Genomic DNA, 14844 nt, shown 5'->3' with positions numbered 1-14844 from the left:
TCGGTGAGCCCCCGGTGACCGGCCGACCGCAACCCGTGACCGAACTGTTGCCCGCACAGACCCCACCGAAGCCCGGAAATGGTCGGTGCCCGCCCCTACCGTCCGGCAAATGCCACAGCTGTCATTCGACGAGCTCGGCACGCCGCTGCGCGATGTCACCTTCGTGGTGCTCGACCTGGAGACCACCGGGGGCAGCGCGGCGGTCGACGCGATCACCGAGGTGGGCGCGGTGAAGATGCGCGGCGGCGAACAGCTCGGCGAGCTGGCCACCCTCGTCGACCCGGGCAGCGGCATCCCGCCGATGATCGTCGCGCTGACCGGGATCACCCAGGCGATGGTGACCGGGGCGCCCCGGATCGAGCGGGTCCTGCCGAGCCTGCTGGAGTTCCTCGCCGGCTCCGTGCTGGTCGCGCACAACTCACCGTTCGACACCGGTTTCCTGCGCGCCGCCTGCGAACGGCACGGGCTGGCCTGGCCGAAGCCGCCGGTGCTGTGCACGGCGCGCCTGGCCAGGGCGGTGCTGAGCCGGGACGAGGCGCCGTCGGCCCGGCTGTCCGCGCTGGCCGAGCTGTTCGGCAGCACGGTCCGCCCGACGCACCGGGCCCTGGACGACGCCCGCGCCACCGTGCAGGTGCTGCACGCGCTGCTGGAGCGGGTCGGCAACCTCGGCGTGCAGAGCCTGGAGGAGCTGCTCACGCTGGCCGCGAGCCCCGCCGGCAACCGCCCGACGGACGCCCAGCGGCGCAAGCGCGGACTGGCCGAGCACCTGCCGAACGCGCCCGGCGTCTATCTGTTCCGCGGTGCCAGGGACGAGGTGCTCTACGTGGGCACCAGCGGCGACCTGCGCCGTCGGGTCCGTTCCTACTTCACCGCCGCCGAACGGCGCCGCCGGGTGCGGGACATGGTGGCGCTGGCCACTCGGGTGGACGCGGTGGAGTGTGCGCACGCGCTGGAGGCACAGGTCCGCGAGCTGCGGCTGTTGGGCGCGCACCGGCCCCGGTTCAACCGGCGGTCCCGCACGCCCTACCTGGCCTGGTGGCTGACCCTGACCGACGAACCGTTCCCCCGGCTCTCGGTGATCAAGGAGCCGAGGGACGGCGCGTTCGGCCCGTTCCGGTCGCGACGTGACGCGGTGGCCGCGATGGAGTCGGTGCAGGACGCGGTGCCGCTACGCCGCTGTACGCAGCGCATCCCGGCGCGCAACCCGAAGGGCACCGCGTGCGCGCTGGCCGAGCTGGGTCGGTGCGCCGCGCCGTGCGCCGGCCGGCAGAGCGTCGTGGAGTACGCGGTGACCGCCGGCGCCGTCACCGACCTGCTCGCCGGCCAGTCCGACGGCGCGCTGCGCGAATTGGCCGCGGAGGTGGAGCGGCTCGGCGCGGCGCAGCGGTTCGAGGCGGCGGCCACCCGCCGCGACAAGCTCGCCGACCTGCTGACCGCGCTGCGCCGGGGTCAACGCCTCGCCGCGCTGACCGCGCTGCCCGAGATGGTGGCGGCGCGCCCGGACGGCGCCGGTGGCTGGGAGCTCGCGGTCCTGCGGCATGGCCGGTTGGCGGCGGCCGGTGTGGCGCGGCGCGGGGTGGCGCCGATGCCGGTGGTGGCCGCGCTGCGGGCCGGCGCCGAGACGGTCCGCCCCGGCCCGGGACCGCTGCGCGGCGCGCCCGCCGAGGAGGCTGGTGTGCTGCTGCGCTGGCTGGAGCGGCCCGGTACCCGACTGGTGCACTGCCCGACACCGTGGACCGAGCCCGCGCACGGCGCCGGCCGGTGGACCGGCTGGCTGGCCGTCGCGCGGGCCGCACCGGCTGGCTACGCCGGCGAGGACTGAGCGCGTCACGGTCGGGTCGAGCCGAGGGGCGGTGGGCCCTGCCGCCCGATCTGGGCGTCGACGGGGCCGCACTACGATCGAATCATCCCGCGCCTGCGAAGGAGTCACCGTCGTGATCACCGCGTTCGTCCTGGTCCACACCGCCGCCGATCACATCCCGGAGACAGCGCAGGCGATCGCCGAGCTCGAGGGCGTGACCGAGGTGTACTCGTGCGCCGGCAATGTCGACCTCATCGCGGTGGTGAAGGTCCGCGAGCACGAGCAGCTGGCCGACGTCATCGCCGGTGGACTCAGCAAGGTGCCCGGTGTGACGCAGACCGACACCCACATCGCGTTCCGCTCCTACTCCCGCCGCGACCTGGAGGAAGGCTTCTCCGTCGGCCAGGACTAGCGCCGGGCGCGCTCAGTCGGTGGACGGCAGGTGGGCGCGCTCGGCCGGCGGCCGGCGCACGGCCGGCGGGTACGGTCGGCCGGCGGCGGCGGACGCGGTCGGCCGGCGGGCGCGGTTGGCCGACGGTACGACCGGCGCGGCTGGCCGGTGGCGGCTCGATCATGATCAACGTAACCCCAGTCCGGCCTTGGCCGAGATCGAACAGGACTGACGTTACTCTCGCGTCAGCTCTGCGTACACATACCAACGCGCCCGGTCGCCTGTTGCGTATACCTACGCAGAGCAAAGGCTTCCGAACAGCGCTCCCCGCCCGGCCACCCCGCGCGGTGGATCGTGCGCCCGGCCCCGGCCCACGCGCCGGCCCCGGCCCAGGCAGCGCCCGGCCCCGGCCCACGCGCCCGGCCCCGGCCCACGCGCCCGGCCCCGGCCCACGCGCCCGGCCCCGGCCCACGCGCCCGGCCCCGGCCCACGCGCCCGGCCCCGGCCCACGCGCCCGGCCCCGGCCCACGCGCCCGGCCCCGGCCCACGCGCCCGGCCCCGGCCCACGCGCCCGGCCCCGGCCCACGCGCCCGGCCCCGGCCCACGCGCCCGGCCCCGGCCCACGCGCCCGGACCGCGGAACCCCTCGCGGCAGCCCAGCCCACCCAGCCCAGCTCAACCCAGCGCGGCTCGGACCCGGGCCGCCGTCTCGTCCAGCGCGGCGCGCGGCGGCAGCGACCAGTTGGCGCTGATCCTCAGCATCCCGTCCCTGGCGATCCTGGGGATCACGTGGAGGTGGGTGTGCCAGATCTCCTGGCCGGCGGCCGCCCCGTCGGCGAGGAACAGGTTCACCCCGTCACAGGGCAACCCGGATGCGCGCACCGCGCCGGCCAGCCGCTGGCCCAGCGACCACATTGACCGGCCGGTCTCCTCCGGCAGCTCGGCCAGGTCGCCGGCGTGCGCGCGGGGGATCACCAACAGGTGGCCAGGGTGCACCGGCTGGATGTCGCAGAAGGCCAGCACGTCATCGGACTCGGCGACGACACTGGCCGGTTGGCTACCCCGCGCGATGCCGCAGAACACGCATTGGCCGGCTACCTCGGAGGGCAGCGAGACCCGGCGGGCCACCTCTACCCCGCCAACCGGGGGCGCAGGTCGGTGAGCTTGGCCAGGCCGCGGCGGTTGGTCACCGTGTCGCCCCGGCTCAGCACCTTGAGCCGACCGGGGCCGGCCGGCGGGATGTGGAGCTCCTCGCGGGACCGCGGTGATCGCATGCGTGATTCCTACCGCACCCCGTGCCCGCCCGGCCGCACCGGACTGTCGGACCCTGAGTCCATGATGGTGGGGTGAACGCGCTGGACGGCTTCACCCCGGCAACCCGGAGTTGGTTCGCCGGGGCGTTCGCCGCGCCCACTCCCGCCCAGGAGGGCGCCTGGGCGGCGGCGCGGGCCGGCCGGCACGCCCTGGTGGTGGCGCCCACCGGCTCCGGCAAGACGCTCGCCGCGTTCCTCTGGGCGCTCGACCGGCTGGTCGCCGAGCCGCCGCCGGCTGATCCCAAGCACCGCTGCCGGGTGCTCTACGTGTCCCCGCTGAAGGCGCTCGCGGTCGACGTCGAGCGCAACCTGCGGTCCCCGTTGGCCGGCATCCGGCAGGCCGCGCACCGCCTCGGCCTGCCCGAGCCGGAGATCACCGTCGGGATGCGCACCGGCGATACGTCCGCCGACGAGCGCCGCCGGTTCGCCCGCACCCCGCCGGACGTGCTGGTCACGACGCCGGAGTCGCTCTTCCTGCTGCTCACCTCGGCGGCCAGGGAGTCGCTGCGCGGGGTCCGCACGGTGATCGTGGACGAGGTGCACGCCGTCGCCGGCACCAAGCGCGGCGCGCACCTGGCGCTGTCCCTGGAGCGGCTCGACGAGCTGCTCAGCGCCGATGCCGGGGAGCCGCTGCCGGCGCCGGGCCCGGCGCAGCGCATCGGCCTGTCCGCTACCGTCCGCCCGGTGGACGAGGTCAGCGCGTTCCTGGCCGGCAACCGCCCGGTCGAGGTGATCCGGCCGCCCATCGCGAAGACCATCGAGGTGTCCGTCGAGGTCCCGGTCCCCGATCTGGCCGCGCTCGACACCCGCCCCGAGCCGGGCAGCACCGACGAGGAGGTCATCGGCTCGGCGGCCGGCTCGGCGCAGCGCCCGTCGATCTGGCCGGCCGTGGAGCGCCGCGTGCTGGAGCTGGTCCGGGCACACCGGTCCACCATCGTGTTCGCCAACTCGCGGCGCCTGGCCGAGCGGCTCACGGCCAAGCTCAACGAGCTCGCCGCCGAGCAGACCGAGCTGCGGCCCGGCGATCGGTTCCCGGCCGAGGCGATCGGCGAGTCCGGGCTGTCCACCGGTGCCGATCCGGTGGTCGCCAAGGCCCATCACGGCTCGATGTCACGCGAGCAGCGAACGCTCGTGGAGGAAGAGCTCAAGGCCGGCCGGCTGCCCTGCGTGGTCGCGACCTCCAGCCTCGAGCTGGGCATCGACATGGGCGCGGTCGACCTGGTGGTCCAGGTGGAGGCACCGCCCAGCGTGGCGTCCGGGTTGCAGCGGGTGGGCAGGGCCGGGCACCAGGTCGGCGCGATCTCCCGGGGCGTGGTGTTCCCCAAGTTCCGCGGCGACCTGGTGTCCTGTGCGGTGGTCGCGGAGCGGATGGCGACCGGCGCGATCGAGTCTCTGCGCTACCCGCGCAACCCGCTGGACGTGCTGGCTCAGCAGATCGTCGCGATGGTCGCGATGGAGCCCTGGCAGGTGGGCGAGCTGGCCGCGGTGGTGCGCCGCGCGGCCCCGTTCGCCGCTCTGCCGGACTCGGCGCTGCATGCCACCCTGGACATGTTGGCCGGTCGCTACCCCAGCGAGGACTTCGGCGAGCTGCGCGCCCGGATCACCTGGGACCGGATCACCGACGAGCTGCGCGGTCGGCCCGGTGCGCAGCGCCTGGCGGTCACCTCCGGCGGCACCATCCCCGACCGCGGCCTGTTCACCGTGATGACGCCGGGAGGTGCCGACGGCGCTGGCTCCAGGGTCGGTGAGCTCGACGAGGAGATGGTCTACGAGTCCAGGGTGGGCGACACGTTCCTGCTCGGCACCTCGTCGTGGCGGGTCGAGGACATCACCCACGACCGGGTCGTGGTCACCCCCGCGCCCGGCCAACCGGCCCGGATGCCGTTCTGGAAGGGCGACGCGATCGGCCGGCCGCTGGAGCTGGGCCGGGCGGTCGGCGCGTTCGTCCGGGAGATGTCCGCGCTGGGCACCGAGGCCGCGCGGGCCAGGGCCACCGCGGCCGGGCTGGACGAGTGGGCCACCGACAACCTGGTCAGCTATCTGGACGAGCAGCGCCAGGCCACCCGGCACGTCCCCAGCGACCGGACGGTGCTGGTGGAGCGCTTCCGCGACGAGCTGGGCGACTGGCGGATGGTGGTGCACTCCCCGTTCGGCGCCCAGGTCAACGGGCCGTGGGCGCTGGCCATCGCGGCCCGGCTGCGCGAGCGGCGCGGAATCGAGGTCAGCGCGGCCAGCGCCGACGACGGGATCGTGCTGCGGCTGCCCGACGCATTGGACGACTCCGGCGCCGAGGTGCTGCCGTCGGCCGACGACGTGCTGCTCGAGCCGGACGAGGTGGAGCGCATCGTGGTCGACGAGCTGGGCGGCTCCGCGCTGTTCGCGGCCCGGTTCCGGGAGTGCGCGGCCCGCTCGCTGCTGCTGCCCCGCCGCGACCCACGCCGGCGCACGCCGCTCTGGCAGCAACGCCAGCGCTCGGCCCAGCTGCTCACGGTGGCCAGCAAGTACGAGCAGTTCCCGGTGTCCCTGGAGGCCATGCGGGAGTGCGTGCAGGACGTCTACGACCTGCCCGGCCTGCGCGAGCTGATGAGCGACGTGGCCAACCGCAAGGTCCACGTCGTCGAGGTCACCACGCCGTCCCCGTCGCCGTTCGCGCGCAGCCTGCTGTTCGGCTACGTGGGCATGTTCCTCTACGAACTGGACGCGCCGCTGGCCGAACGCCGGGCCGCCGCCCTCTCGCTCGACTCGACGCTGCTGGCCGAGTTGCTCGGCTCGGAGGCGATGCGCGAGCTGCTCGACCCCGAGGTGCTCGTCGAGGTGGCCGCCCAGCTGCAGCGGCTGGCGCCGGACCGCCGGGCGCGCGATGCCGAGGGGGCCGCCGACCTGCTGCGTTTCCTGGGCGACCTGAGCACCGAGGAGGCCGCGGCGCGGGGCGTGCTGGCGGATTGGCTGGCCGAGCTGGAGTCGGCGCGGCGGGTGATCCAGGTCCGGATCGCCGGTGAGCAGCGCTGGCTGGCCATCGAGGACGCGGGGCGGGTGCGTGACGCGCTGGGCGCCGCGCTGCCGGTCGGCGTGCCGGAGGTGTTCACCGAGCCGGTGCCCGACCCGTTGGGTGAGCTGCTGATCCGCTACGCCCGCACCCGCACCCCGTTCGAGGCGAGCGAGGCGGCCCAGCGGTTCGGGCTGGGCGTGGCGGTGGTTCGCGGTGTGCTCGACCGGCTGGTCGGCACCGGGCGGCTGGTGCGCGGCGAGCTGCGGCCGGTCCGTGAGCTGCACGGCGAGCACAGCACCGGGCTCGAGTACTGCGACGCGGAGGTGCTGCGCCGGCTGCGCCGCGCCTCGCTGGCCCGGCTGCGGGCCGAGGTGGAGCCGGTCGAGCCGGCGGCGCTGGGTCGGTTCCTGCCGTCCTGGCACGGTATCGGTGCCCGGATCCGCCGCGCACCGGGCGCGGAGGACGTGCTGTCGGCGGTCGAGCAGCTGGCCGGCGCGCCGATCCCGGCCAGCGCGCTGGAGTCACTGGTGCTGCCGGCCCGGCTGCCCGGTTACAGCCCGGCGCTGCTCGACGAGCTGACCGCGGCCGGCGAGGTCACCTGGACCGGCTGCGGACCGCTGGCCGGCGCGGACGGCTGGCTCGCGCTCGCCCCCACCGACGTGGCTGACCTGCTGCTGCCGGACGCCGACCCGGAGCCGCCGGCCAGCCCGCTCCACACCGCTGTGCTGGGCGCGCTGGCCGGCGGTGGCGCGCTGTTCTTCCGCCAGCTCGCCGATGCGGTCGGGGGCGCGCTGGTCGCCGCCGGAGAGCCGACGCCGGACGACGCCACCCTGGTCAGCGCGATGTGGGAGCTGGTCTGGGCCGGGCTGCTCAGCAACGACACCCTCGGCCCGGTACGGGCGCTCACCGCCGGCAAGGGCGCCGCGCACAAACCCCGCCAGTCGGCCCCCCGAGGGCGCTACGCGCGGCTGCGCGCCGGCCGCCCGAGCATGCCCTCGCGCAGCGGGCCACCGACCGTCGGCGGCCGCTGGTCGCTGGCGGCCGGGCGCTCCGCCGACACCACCCGCCGCGCACACGCCCGCGCCGAGGCGCTCCTGGAGCGGCACGGCGTGCTGACCAGGGGCGCACTGGGTACCGAACGGGTGGAGGGCGGCTTCGCCGGGATCTACCGGGTGCTGCGCGCGATGGAGGAGTCCGGGCGCTGCCGGCGCGGCTACGTGGTGGAGGGGCTCGGCGCCGCGCAGTTCGCGGTGCCCGGCGCGATCGACCAGCTCCGCGCGCTGGCCCGCCCGGCCGAGACCCCCGGCGAGCTGAGCGCCGTGGTGCTGGCGGCGGCCGACCCGGCCCAGCCGTGGGGCGCCGCGCTGTCCTGGCCGGCCACCTCCGGGGAGTCCAAGCACCGACCCGGGCGTAAGGCCGGAGCGCTGGTCGTGCTGGTCGACGGCTCCCCCGCGCTGTACGTGGAGCGGGGCGGCCGGTCGCTGCTGAGCTTCACCGAGCGGGAGGAGTCGCTGCGGGCGGCGGCGCACGCACTGGCCGGCGCGGTGCGGGAGGGCTGGCTGGGCTCGCTGGCGGTGGAGCGCGCCGACGGGGTCGGTTCGCTGGGCAGCCACCTGGCCGAGGTACTCACCGAAGCCGGCTTCCGGGCCACCCCGAAGGGTCTGCGGCTGCGCGCCTGAAGCCGACGACTCAGTGCGCGGCCGCCCGGTGTTCGGTGAGGAACTCGCTGACCCGGCCCAGTGCCTGGCGGATGTTCTCCTCCGAGTTGGCGTAGGAGACCCGCAGGTAGCCCTCGCCGAGCTCGCCGAAGTCCGGGCCGCCGATCAGCGCCACCCCGGCCCGCTCCAGCAGCGCCGAGGCCAGTGGCTTGGCCGACCAGCCGGTGCCGGAGATGTTCGGGAAGGTGTAGAAAGCACCGCGCGGCAGCAGACACGACACCCCGGGCAGGCCGTTGAGCAGGTCCACGGTGACCTGCCGGCGCCGGTCGAACTCCTCGACCATCCGGGTCATCGAGTCCTGTGGGCCCTCCAGCGCGGCGATGCCGGCGTACTGGGCCGGCGCGTTCACGCAACTCCATGCGTTCACCGCCAACCGGCGCACCCGGTCGACGAGCGCGGTGGGCCAGATCGACCAGCCGAGGCGCCACCCGGTCATCGCGTAGGCCTTCGACCAGCCGTTGAGCAGGATCACCCGGTTGCGGATCTCCGGGAAGCTCAGCAGCGAGATGTGCTCGGCCCCGTCGTAGAGCATCCGGTCGTAGATCTCGTCCGAGAGCACCGCCGCGTACGGGTGGTCCAGCAGGCCGGCGACCAGCCGGTTGATCTCACCCCGCGGCGCGACCCCGCCCGTCGGGTTGGCTGGCGAGTTCAGGATGACCAGCCTGGTGTTCGGCGTCATCAGCGACAGCAGTTCCTCGGCCGCGAACGCGAAGTTGTTCTCCTCGCGGATCGGCACCGGGATGGCCCGCGCCCCGGTGAAGTCGATCATCGACTTGTAGATCGGGAACCCCGGGTCCGGGTACAGGATGTCCACCCCGGGCTCGCCGAACATCATGATCGCGGCGAACATGGTCACCTTGCCGCCCGGCATGATCATCACCCGGTCGGCCGGCACCGTGACCCCGGTGCTGCCCGCGACATGGGCCGCGACCGCCTCGCGCAGCTCCGGGATGCCGGTCGCATCGGTGTAGCCGTGCTTGCCGTCCCGCAGTGCGCGGACCGCCGCCTCGACGATGTGGTCCGGGGTACGGAAATCCGGCTGCCCGATGCCAAGGTTGATCACATCACGGCCCTGCGCGGTCAGCTCGGCAGCCCGAGCCAACACCGCGAAGGCGTTCTCCTCACCGAGCCGATCGAACCCGGCTACCGGCCGCACCATCTGCACTCCCCTCATCCCGCTGGCACGATCGTGCACCATGCCCGAGGGTGACACCGTGTTTCTGACCGCGCGCCGGCTCAACGCCGCGCTGGCCGGTCATCGGCTGCGCCGTGCAGAGCTGCGACATCCGCGCTGGGTAACACATGATCTAGCTGGCCGGACCGTGCTCGCCGTGCGTAGTGTCGGGAAACACCTTTTCACTCAATTCGACGCAGGTCTCAGTCTGCACAGTCACCTCCGGATGGACGGCAGCTGGCACCTCTACCGCCCCGCCGACAGGTGGCGCGGCGCCGCGCACGACGTGCGGGCGGTGCTGGCCACCGACGAGCGGGTCGCCGTCGGGTTCCGGCTGCACGACCTCGAGCTGTTGGCCACCAACGACGAGCAGCGGCTGGTCGGGCACCTCGGCCCGGACCTGCTGGACCCGACCTGGTCGGAGACCCACCAGACCGAGGCGCTGCGACGCCTGACCGCCGACCCGGCCACCGAGATCGGCCTCGCACTGCTCGACCAGCGGGTCATGGCCGGCGTCGGCAACCTGTACAAGTCCGAAGTCTGCTTCCTGCTCGGCGTGTCGCCCTGGTCGCCGGTCGGCGAGCTGCCCGATCCGGCCCGGGCGGTCACGCTGGCCCGCACCCTGCTGCTGCGCAACGCCGACCGGCCGGAGCAGTCCACCACCGGCGAGCTGGGCCGCGGCCGCCAGCACTGGGTGTACCTGCGCGGCCGGCAGCCCTGCCGCCGCTGCGGCACCCGGATCCGGACCGGCGAGCAGGGCGACATCGGCTACGCCCGGTCCTCGTACTACTGCCCACGCTGTCAGCCCGGCCCGGTCCCGCCCTGAACGCCCTGAAACGCCCGCACAGACCGCTCCCAGGCCGCACAGACCCCGTAGCGTCTGTGCGGCCCGCACCCGGTCTGTGCGAGCGCTGGCGGCTGACTCAGCCCTGGTTGGGCTGCTGCTGGGACTGCGTTGCGGCCTGGTCCTGTGCGGCCGAGTTGCCGGAGGTGACCTGCCGGGGCGCGTCGGCCTCGAGCTGCTGCTGCGCGCTGGCCCCACCGCCGCCCAGCGAGGCGCGAATCTGCTCCAGCCGCGCGGACCCCGCCATGTCGACGGTGGCCTGCTCGACCTCCAGCATCCGACCCTGCACCGAGTTCTGCGCCAGCTCGGCCGAGCCCAGCGCGGTCGCGTACCGCTTCTCGATCTTGTCCCGCACCTCGTCCAGCGAGGGCGTGTTACCCGGCGCGGCGATCTCGGTCATCTGCTGCAGCGACTTGGCGGCCTGCTCCTGCATCTTCGCCTGCTCCAGCTGGCTGAGCAGCTTGGTGCGCTGGGCGATCTTCTGCTGGAGCACCATGGAGTTGCGCTCGACGGCCTTCTTGGCCTGCTCGGCGGCTCCCAGCGACTGGTCGTGCAGCACCTTCAGGTCCTCCACGGACTGCTCCGCGGTGACCAGCTGGGTGGCGGTGACCTGGGCGGCCTGCTCGAACTGCTGGGCCTTCTGCACGTCACCCTGGCCGCGGGCCTGGTCGGCGAGCACCAGCGCCTGGCGCGCCGAGGCCTGGTACCGCTCGATCTCGCCGAGCTGGCGGTTGAGCTTCATCTCCAACTGACGCTGGTTACCGATCACCGCGGCGGCCTGTTGGGAGAGCGCCTGGTGCTGCCGCTGGGCCTCCTCGATGGCCTGCTGGATCTGTATCTTGGGGTCGGCGTACTCGTCGACCTTCGACGAGAACAACGCCCCCAGATACTTCCAGGCTTTCGCGAATCCGTTGGCCATCTCCTCCGCCTGCCTGTTCATCGAGCCGACTCTGCGACGCGGATCGCCCGCGCCCCCGAGATCCATGGTGGCAGGAGCGGCGCGCCGCTTCCACCGGACTTGAACGATATCGGGGTTCCCCCTGACCGCCGCCCTCCGGGCACCCCTGAGGCCCGGGCCGGGTGATCAGTGCGCAAACACAGCGGTGCGCGGCCCGAGGACGTGCTCCACGGGCCGCGCACCGGTAGGACGACGGGCGGCGGCGCGTCGACGAACGGAGCGACGGCGGACAGCGCCGGACGGCGGCGGACACCGTGCCGGGAGCTCAGGCGGCGACGCTGACCAGCGGTGTCGCCGGCGTGCCCGCGCTCACCGACTGCGGCACGGTGACAGGGCGACGCAGGTCGGTGTGCCGGGTGCCGATCGGCACCAGCGGCTGCACAGGCACCGGGCGCATCGCGTCCGCCACCTCGGTCAACAGCTCCGGCAGCGGGAACTCCAGCGCGTCGCAGATTGCGGCCAGCAGCTCGCTGGACGCCTCCTTGCGGCCTCGCTCGACCTCCGACAGGTAGCCCAGGCTCACCCTCGCCTGGTGCGACACCTCACGCAGGGTGCGTCGGCGGTGCGTGCGGGCACGGCGCAGGCTCCCGCCGATGGCCTCTCGCAGTAGCAGGGTCATCGGCCTAAACCTCCCTTGCCCGCATCGGCGAGCTCCGCTTCATGGGTTCATGTTCTGGTGCTCTCACGTTACCGATTCCTGGGCCGGATAGTCGGCCGCGACCCTCCCGGCCTGTCCGCCCACGGCGAACGTGTGACCACTTGGGGTAACCGGCCGGCCCGGGCAACCGCTCAACCCGCCCTGGTGACCGCGCGCGCCGCCGCCAACCCCCTGGCCCGCAGCCGCAGCGCGCGCAACACGTAGTCGCCGCCGGTGACCAGCGTGAGCGCGACCGCGAGGGCCATCAACCACCAGCGTACCCAGTCCACGACCGGGACCGGTGCCATCGCGGTCAGCGGCAGTACGTAGAACCCGATCGCCAGGCTCTGCACCAGCGTCTTGAGCTTGCCGCCCCGGGAGGCCGCGATCACCCCGTGGCGCAGCACCCAGAACCGCAGGCCGGTCACCCCGAGCTCGCGCACCGCGATCACGACCGTCACCCACCAGGGCAGGTCGCCAAGCGCGCTCAGCCCGATGAGTGCGGCACCGATCAGCGCCTTGTCCGCGATGGGGTCGGCGATGGTGCCGAACTTGGTGACCAGGCCGCGGCGCCGGGCGATCTCGCCGTCGAACCGGTCGGTCAGCGCGGCCACCGCGAACACGCCGGTCGCGGCCAGCCGCCACCCGGCCTGGTGCCCGTCCTGGACCAGCAGGAACGCGATGAAGACCGGCACCAGGGCCAGCCGCAGCAAGGTCAGCAGGTTGGCCACGTTCAGCAGCGCCGGCTCGCCCGACGATCCCGGCGACGCCGTCGAGGCGGACGCCCCGGCCAGCGCCGCGGCCGCGGGCGGCACCACCGCCGGCACCGACTGCAGCGGCGCGGCCATCGCCGGCTCGACCGACGGCAGGCCCGACGGCGGGGGCGACTCGGCCGGCTTCAGTGGCGGCCTCGGTTCAGTGGTCATTGCTGCCCCGCGCGAGCCACCACCAGGTCCACACCCTCAGCGTCCAGCACCACGGCGTCGACCAACTCCCCGACAGTCCAACCACCGCCGGTCAGGATGCATTCCCCGTCCACGTCCGGTGCCTGGTGCGCGGCCCGGCCCACGCCGACCGGCTCGCCGGCCTCGGCACCGTCGGCGTCCGCCGCGTCCGGGTCGCCGAGCTCCTCGACCAGCACGCTCACCCGGGTTCCGATCCGGTCCTCGGCGCGCTGGTTGGTCAGCTCCTCGGCCAGGCTGGAGATCCGGGAGACCCGCTCGAGGATCTCGGCGGCCGGCACCTTGTCGGGGTAGTCGAGCGCCTCGGTGCCGTCCTCGTCGGAGTAGCCGAACACGCCGACGGCGTCGAGGCGGGCCTCGGTCAGAAAGCGCTCCAGGTCGGCCAGGTCGGCCTCGGTCTCACCGGGGAACCCGACGATCACGTTGCTGCGGATGCCCGCCTCCGGGGCCAGCGAGCGGATCCGCGCGCACAGCTCCAGGAACGCGTCCACCGAGCCGAACCGCCGCATCCGGCGCAGCACCGACTCGCTGGCGTGCTGGAAGGACAGGTCGAAGTACGGCGCGACGCCCTCGGTCCGGGCGATGACCTCGACCAGCCCGGGGCGGGTCTCGGCCGGCTGCAGGTAGCTGACCCGGACCCGGGAGATGCCCGCCACGGCGGCCAACTGGGGCAGCAACCGCTCCAGCGAGCGCAGGTCGCCGAGATCCTTGCCGTAGGAGGTGGAGTTCTCGCTCACCAGCATCAGCTCCCGGACGCCCTGCTCGGCCAACCAGGCCGCCTCCCCCAGGATCTCCCCCGGCGGACGGGACACGAAAGCCCCCCGGAAGGACGGGATCGCGCAGAACGCGCACCGGCGGTCACAGCCCGAGGCCAGCTTGAGCGGCGCGACCGGGCGGTTGTCGAGGCGCCGCCGGGTCACGTCCGGCACCCAGCCGTGCCCGGGCACCGCGATGTCGGTGACCACGGCGGGGCGCTGCACCGGGCTGATCGGCAGCAGGGTGCGCCGGTCCACCGGTTTGTGCGACTCCACCAGGCGCCCGGCGACCACGTCGTTCAGCCGGTCACCCAGGGTGGCGTAGTGGTCGAAGCCGAGCACCGCGTCGGCCTCGGGCAACCCGGCGGCCAGCTCGGCGCCGTACCGCTCGGCCAGGCAGCCGACCGCGACCACCTTGGCCCCGGTCGCCGCGGCCGTGTCCGAGGCGGCGAGCAGGGTATCGATGGAGTCCTTCTTGGCCTGCTCGACGAATCCGCAGGTGTTGACCACGATCACGTCCGGCGCCCGGTCACCCTCGGAGTCCGCGTCGACCAGCGACCAGCCCTGCGCGGAGAGCCGGCCGGCGAGCTCTTCGGAGTCCAAGTCATTGCGCGCGCAACCCAGGGTCACCAGGGCCGCGCGGGGCATGGCTGGTCCGCTCGGCTCTGTTCTTCCTGATGGCACACCCCCAGGGTATCCGGCGGTGTCCGGGTCGCCGCGCCGCTACTGGTGGCGCGGCCGGCTGAATGGCCGCCGGGCCACGCTCTAAAGTGATCTGACGTGACGTCCTTGGTCGCGCGGCGTGCCCGCACGGGTGATGTGGTGGGGATCAAGTCGCTGGTGGACAAGTACGCGGGGCGCGTACTGCTCGCCAAGGACCTGATCACCCTGTACGAGGACATCCAGGAGTTCTGGGTCGTCGAGCGGGACGGACAGGTGATCGGCTGCGGCGCGCTGCACGTGCTGTGGCAGGATCTCGCCGAGATCCGCACCATCGCGGTCGACCCGGCGCTCGCCGGGCGGGGCATCGGGCACCTGCTGGTCGAGGCGCTGCTGCGGACCGCCCGCGAGATCGACGTCCGCCGGGTGTTCGTACTCACGTTCGAGAAGACGTTCTTCGGCCGGCACGGGTTCGTCGAGATCGACGGCACCCCGGTGTCGCCGGAGATCTACGAGCAGATGCGCCGGTCCTACGACGCCGGTGTCGCGGAGTTCCTGGACCTGGCCTACGTCCGCCCCAACACCCTGGGCAACGTGCGGATGCTGCTCGAGCTCTGACCCGCGCGGGCCGGGAGACCGGCCC

At 73.9% G+C, this 14844-nt stretch carries 12 protein-coding genes; 5 read left to right on the top strand and 7 right to left on the bottom strand.

The genetic code is table 11. From position 1 onward, the window contains the following. Positions 1–109 precede the first annotated feature (109 nt). Both ACTXG6_RS22675 and ACTXG6_RS22670 read left to right on the top strand, forming a co-directional pair. A complete protein-coding gene (locus tag ACTXG6_RS22675) occupies positions 110–1822 on the top strand; it encodes a DEDD exonuclease domain-containing protein (protein ID WP_445189803.1) in 1713 nt (570 codons plus the stop codon). Positions 1823–1934: 112 nt separating this feature from the next. Further along, positions 1935–2213, top strand: a complete 279-nt coding sequence (locus tag ACTXG6_RS22670; protein WP_445189802.1) for an Lrp/AsnC family transcriptional regulator — start codon at positions 1935–1937, stop codon at positions 2211–2213. A gap of 653 nt (positions 2214–2866) precedes the next feature. Here ACTXG6_RS22670 and ACTXG6_RS22665 read toward each other — a convergent pair. Together ACTXG6_RS22665 and ACTXG6_RS22660 are read right to left on the bottom strand one after the other, a co-directional pair. After that, on the bottom strand, positions 2867–3319 hold the full coding sequence (locus tag ACTXG6_RS22665; RefSeq protein WP_445189801.1) for an HIT family protein: 453 nt from the start codon (positions 3317–3319) through the stop codon (positions 2867–2869). Between the two features lie 2 nt (positions 3320–3321). After that, positions 3322–3465, bottom strand: a complete 144-nt coding sequence (locus ACTXG6_RS22660; RefSeq protein WP_445189800.1) for a hypothetical protein — start codon at positions 3463–3465, stop codon at positions 3322–3324. 72 nt (positions 3466–3537) lie between these two features. Between ACTXG6_RS22660 and ACTXG6_RS22655 the strand changes: the two genes are divergently transcribed. Continuing rightward, entirely contained in the window at positions 3538–8172 is a 4635-nt protein-coding gene (locus ACTXG6_RS22655; RefSeq protein WP_445189799.1) for an ATP-dependent helicase, read from the top strand. 10 nt (positions 8173–8182) lie between these two features. Here the strand turns inward: ACTXG6_RS22655 and ACTXG6_RS22650 are convergent, their stop codons facing one another. After that, positions 8183–9370 (bottom strand): pyridoxal phosphate-dependent aminotransferase, encoded by a 1188-nt coding sequence (locus ACTXG6_RS22650; protein WP_445189798.1) that lies wholly within the window; start codon positions 9368–9370, stop codon positions 8183–8185. 37 nt (positions 9371–9407) lie between these two features. Between ACTXG6_RS22650 and ACTXG6_RS22645 the strand changes: the two genes are divergently transcribed. Beyond that, positions 9408–10211, top strand: a complete 804-nt coding sequence (locus ACTXG6_RS22645; RefSeq protein WP_445189797.1) for a DNA-formamidopyrimidine glycosylase family protein — start codon at positions 9408–9410, stop codon at positions 10209–10211. Positions 10212–10308: 97 nt separating this feature from the next. Here ACTXG6_RS22645 and ACTXG6_RS22640 read toward each other — a convergent pair whose 3' ends face one another. The 4 genes from ACTXG6_RS22640 to rimO all read right to left on the bottom strand — a co-directional run bounded on the left by ACTXG6_RS22640 (position 10309) and on the right by rimO (position 14189). Next, a complete protein-coding gene (locus tag ACTXG6_RS22640) occupies positions 10309–11148 on the bottom strand; it encodes a PspA/IM30 family protein (protein ID WP_445190088.1) in 840 nt (279 codons plus the stop codon). Positions 11149–11452: 304 nt separating this feature from the next. Continuing rightward, positions 11453–11806: a helix-turn-helix domain-containing protein gene (locus tag ACTXG6_RS22635; protein WP_445189796.1), complete on the bottom strand. Its 354-nt coding sequence runs from the start codon at positions 11804–11806 to the stop codon at positions 11453–11455. 170 nt (positions 11807–11976) lie between these two features. After that, positions 11977–12672 (bottom strand): CDP-diacylglycerol--glycerol-3-phosphate 3-phosphatidyltransferase, encoded by a 696-nt coding sequence (gene pgsA / locus ACTXG6_RS22630; RefSeq protein WP_445190087.1) that lies wholly within the window; start codon positions 12670–12672, stop codon positions 11977–11979. 74 nt (positions 12673–12746) lie between these two features. Continuing rightward, the gene (gene rimO, locus ACTXG6_RS22625; protein WP_445189795.1) at positions 12747–14189 is read right to left on the bottom strand and encodes a 30S ribosomal protein S12 methylthiotransferase RimO; all 1443 of its coding nucleotides are present in this window, start codon (positions 14187–14189) and stop codon (positions 12747–12749) included. Between the two features lie 132 nt (positions 14190–14321). Between rimO and ACTXG6_RS22620 the strand changes: the two genes are divergently transcribed. Then, entirely contained in the window at positions 14322–14819 is a 498-nt protein-coding gene (locus tag ACTXG6_RS22620; RefSeq protein WP_445189794.1) for an amino-acid N-acetyltransferase, read from the top strand. Positions 14820–14844: the final 25 nt, after the last annotated feature.

The sequence above is a fragment of the Pseudonocardia sp. Cha107L01 genome, assembly GCF_052566575.1.
The sequence above is the reverse complement of the archived record's forward strand: the minus strand, read 5'-3'. Positions and strand labels throughout refer to the sequence as shown.

Excerpts from the sequence above, each read along its gene's own strand:
- pgsA (WP_445190087.1), bottom strand. The coding sequence starts at position 12,672 with ATGGCCGCGCCGCTGCAGTCGGTGCCGGCGGTGGTGCCGCCCGCGGCC.
- ACTXG6_RS22645 (WP_445189797.1), top strand. The coding sequence starts at position 9,408 with ATGCCCGAGGGTGACACCGTGTTTCTGACCGCGCGCCGGCTCAACGCC.
- rimO (WP_445189795.1), bottom strand. The coding sequence starts at position 14,189 with ATGCCCCGCGCGGCCCTGGTGACCCTGGGTTGCGCGCGCAATGACTTG.
- ACTXG6_RS22650 (WP_445189798.1), bottom strand. The coding sequence starts at position 9,370 with ATGGTGCGGCCGGTAGCCGGGTTCGATCGGCTCGGTGAGGAGAACGCC.
- ACTXG6_RS22660 (WP_445189800.1), bottom strand. The coding sequence starts at position 3,465 with ATGCGATCACCGCGGTCCCGCGAGGAGCTCCACATCCCGCCGGCCGGC.
- ACTXG6_RS22675 (WP_445189803.1), top strand. The coding sequence starts at position 110 with ATGCCACAGCTGTCATTCGACGAGCTCGGCACGCCGCTGCGCGATGTC.
- ACTXG6_RS22635 (WP_445189796.1), bottom strand. The coding sequence starts at position 11,806 with ATGACCCTGCTACTGCGAGAGGCCATCGGCGGGAGCCTGCGCCGTGCC.
- ACTXG6_RS22640 (WP_445190088.1), bottom strand. The coding sequence starts at position 11,148 with ATGGCCAACGGATTCGCGAAAGCCTGGAAGTATCTGGGGGCGTTGTTC.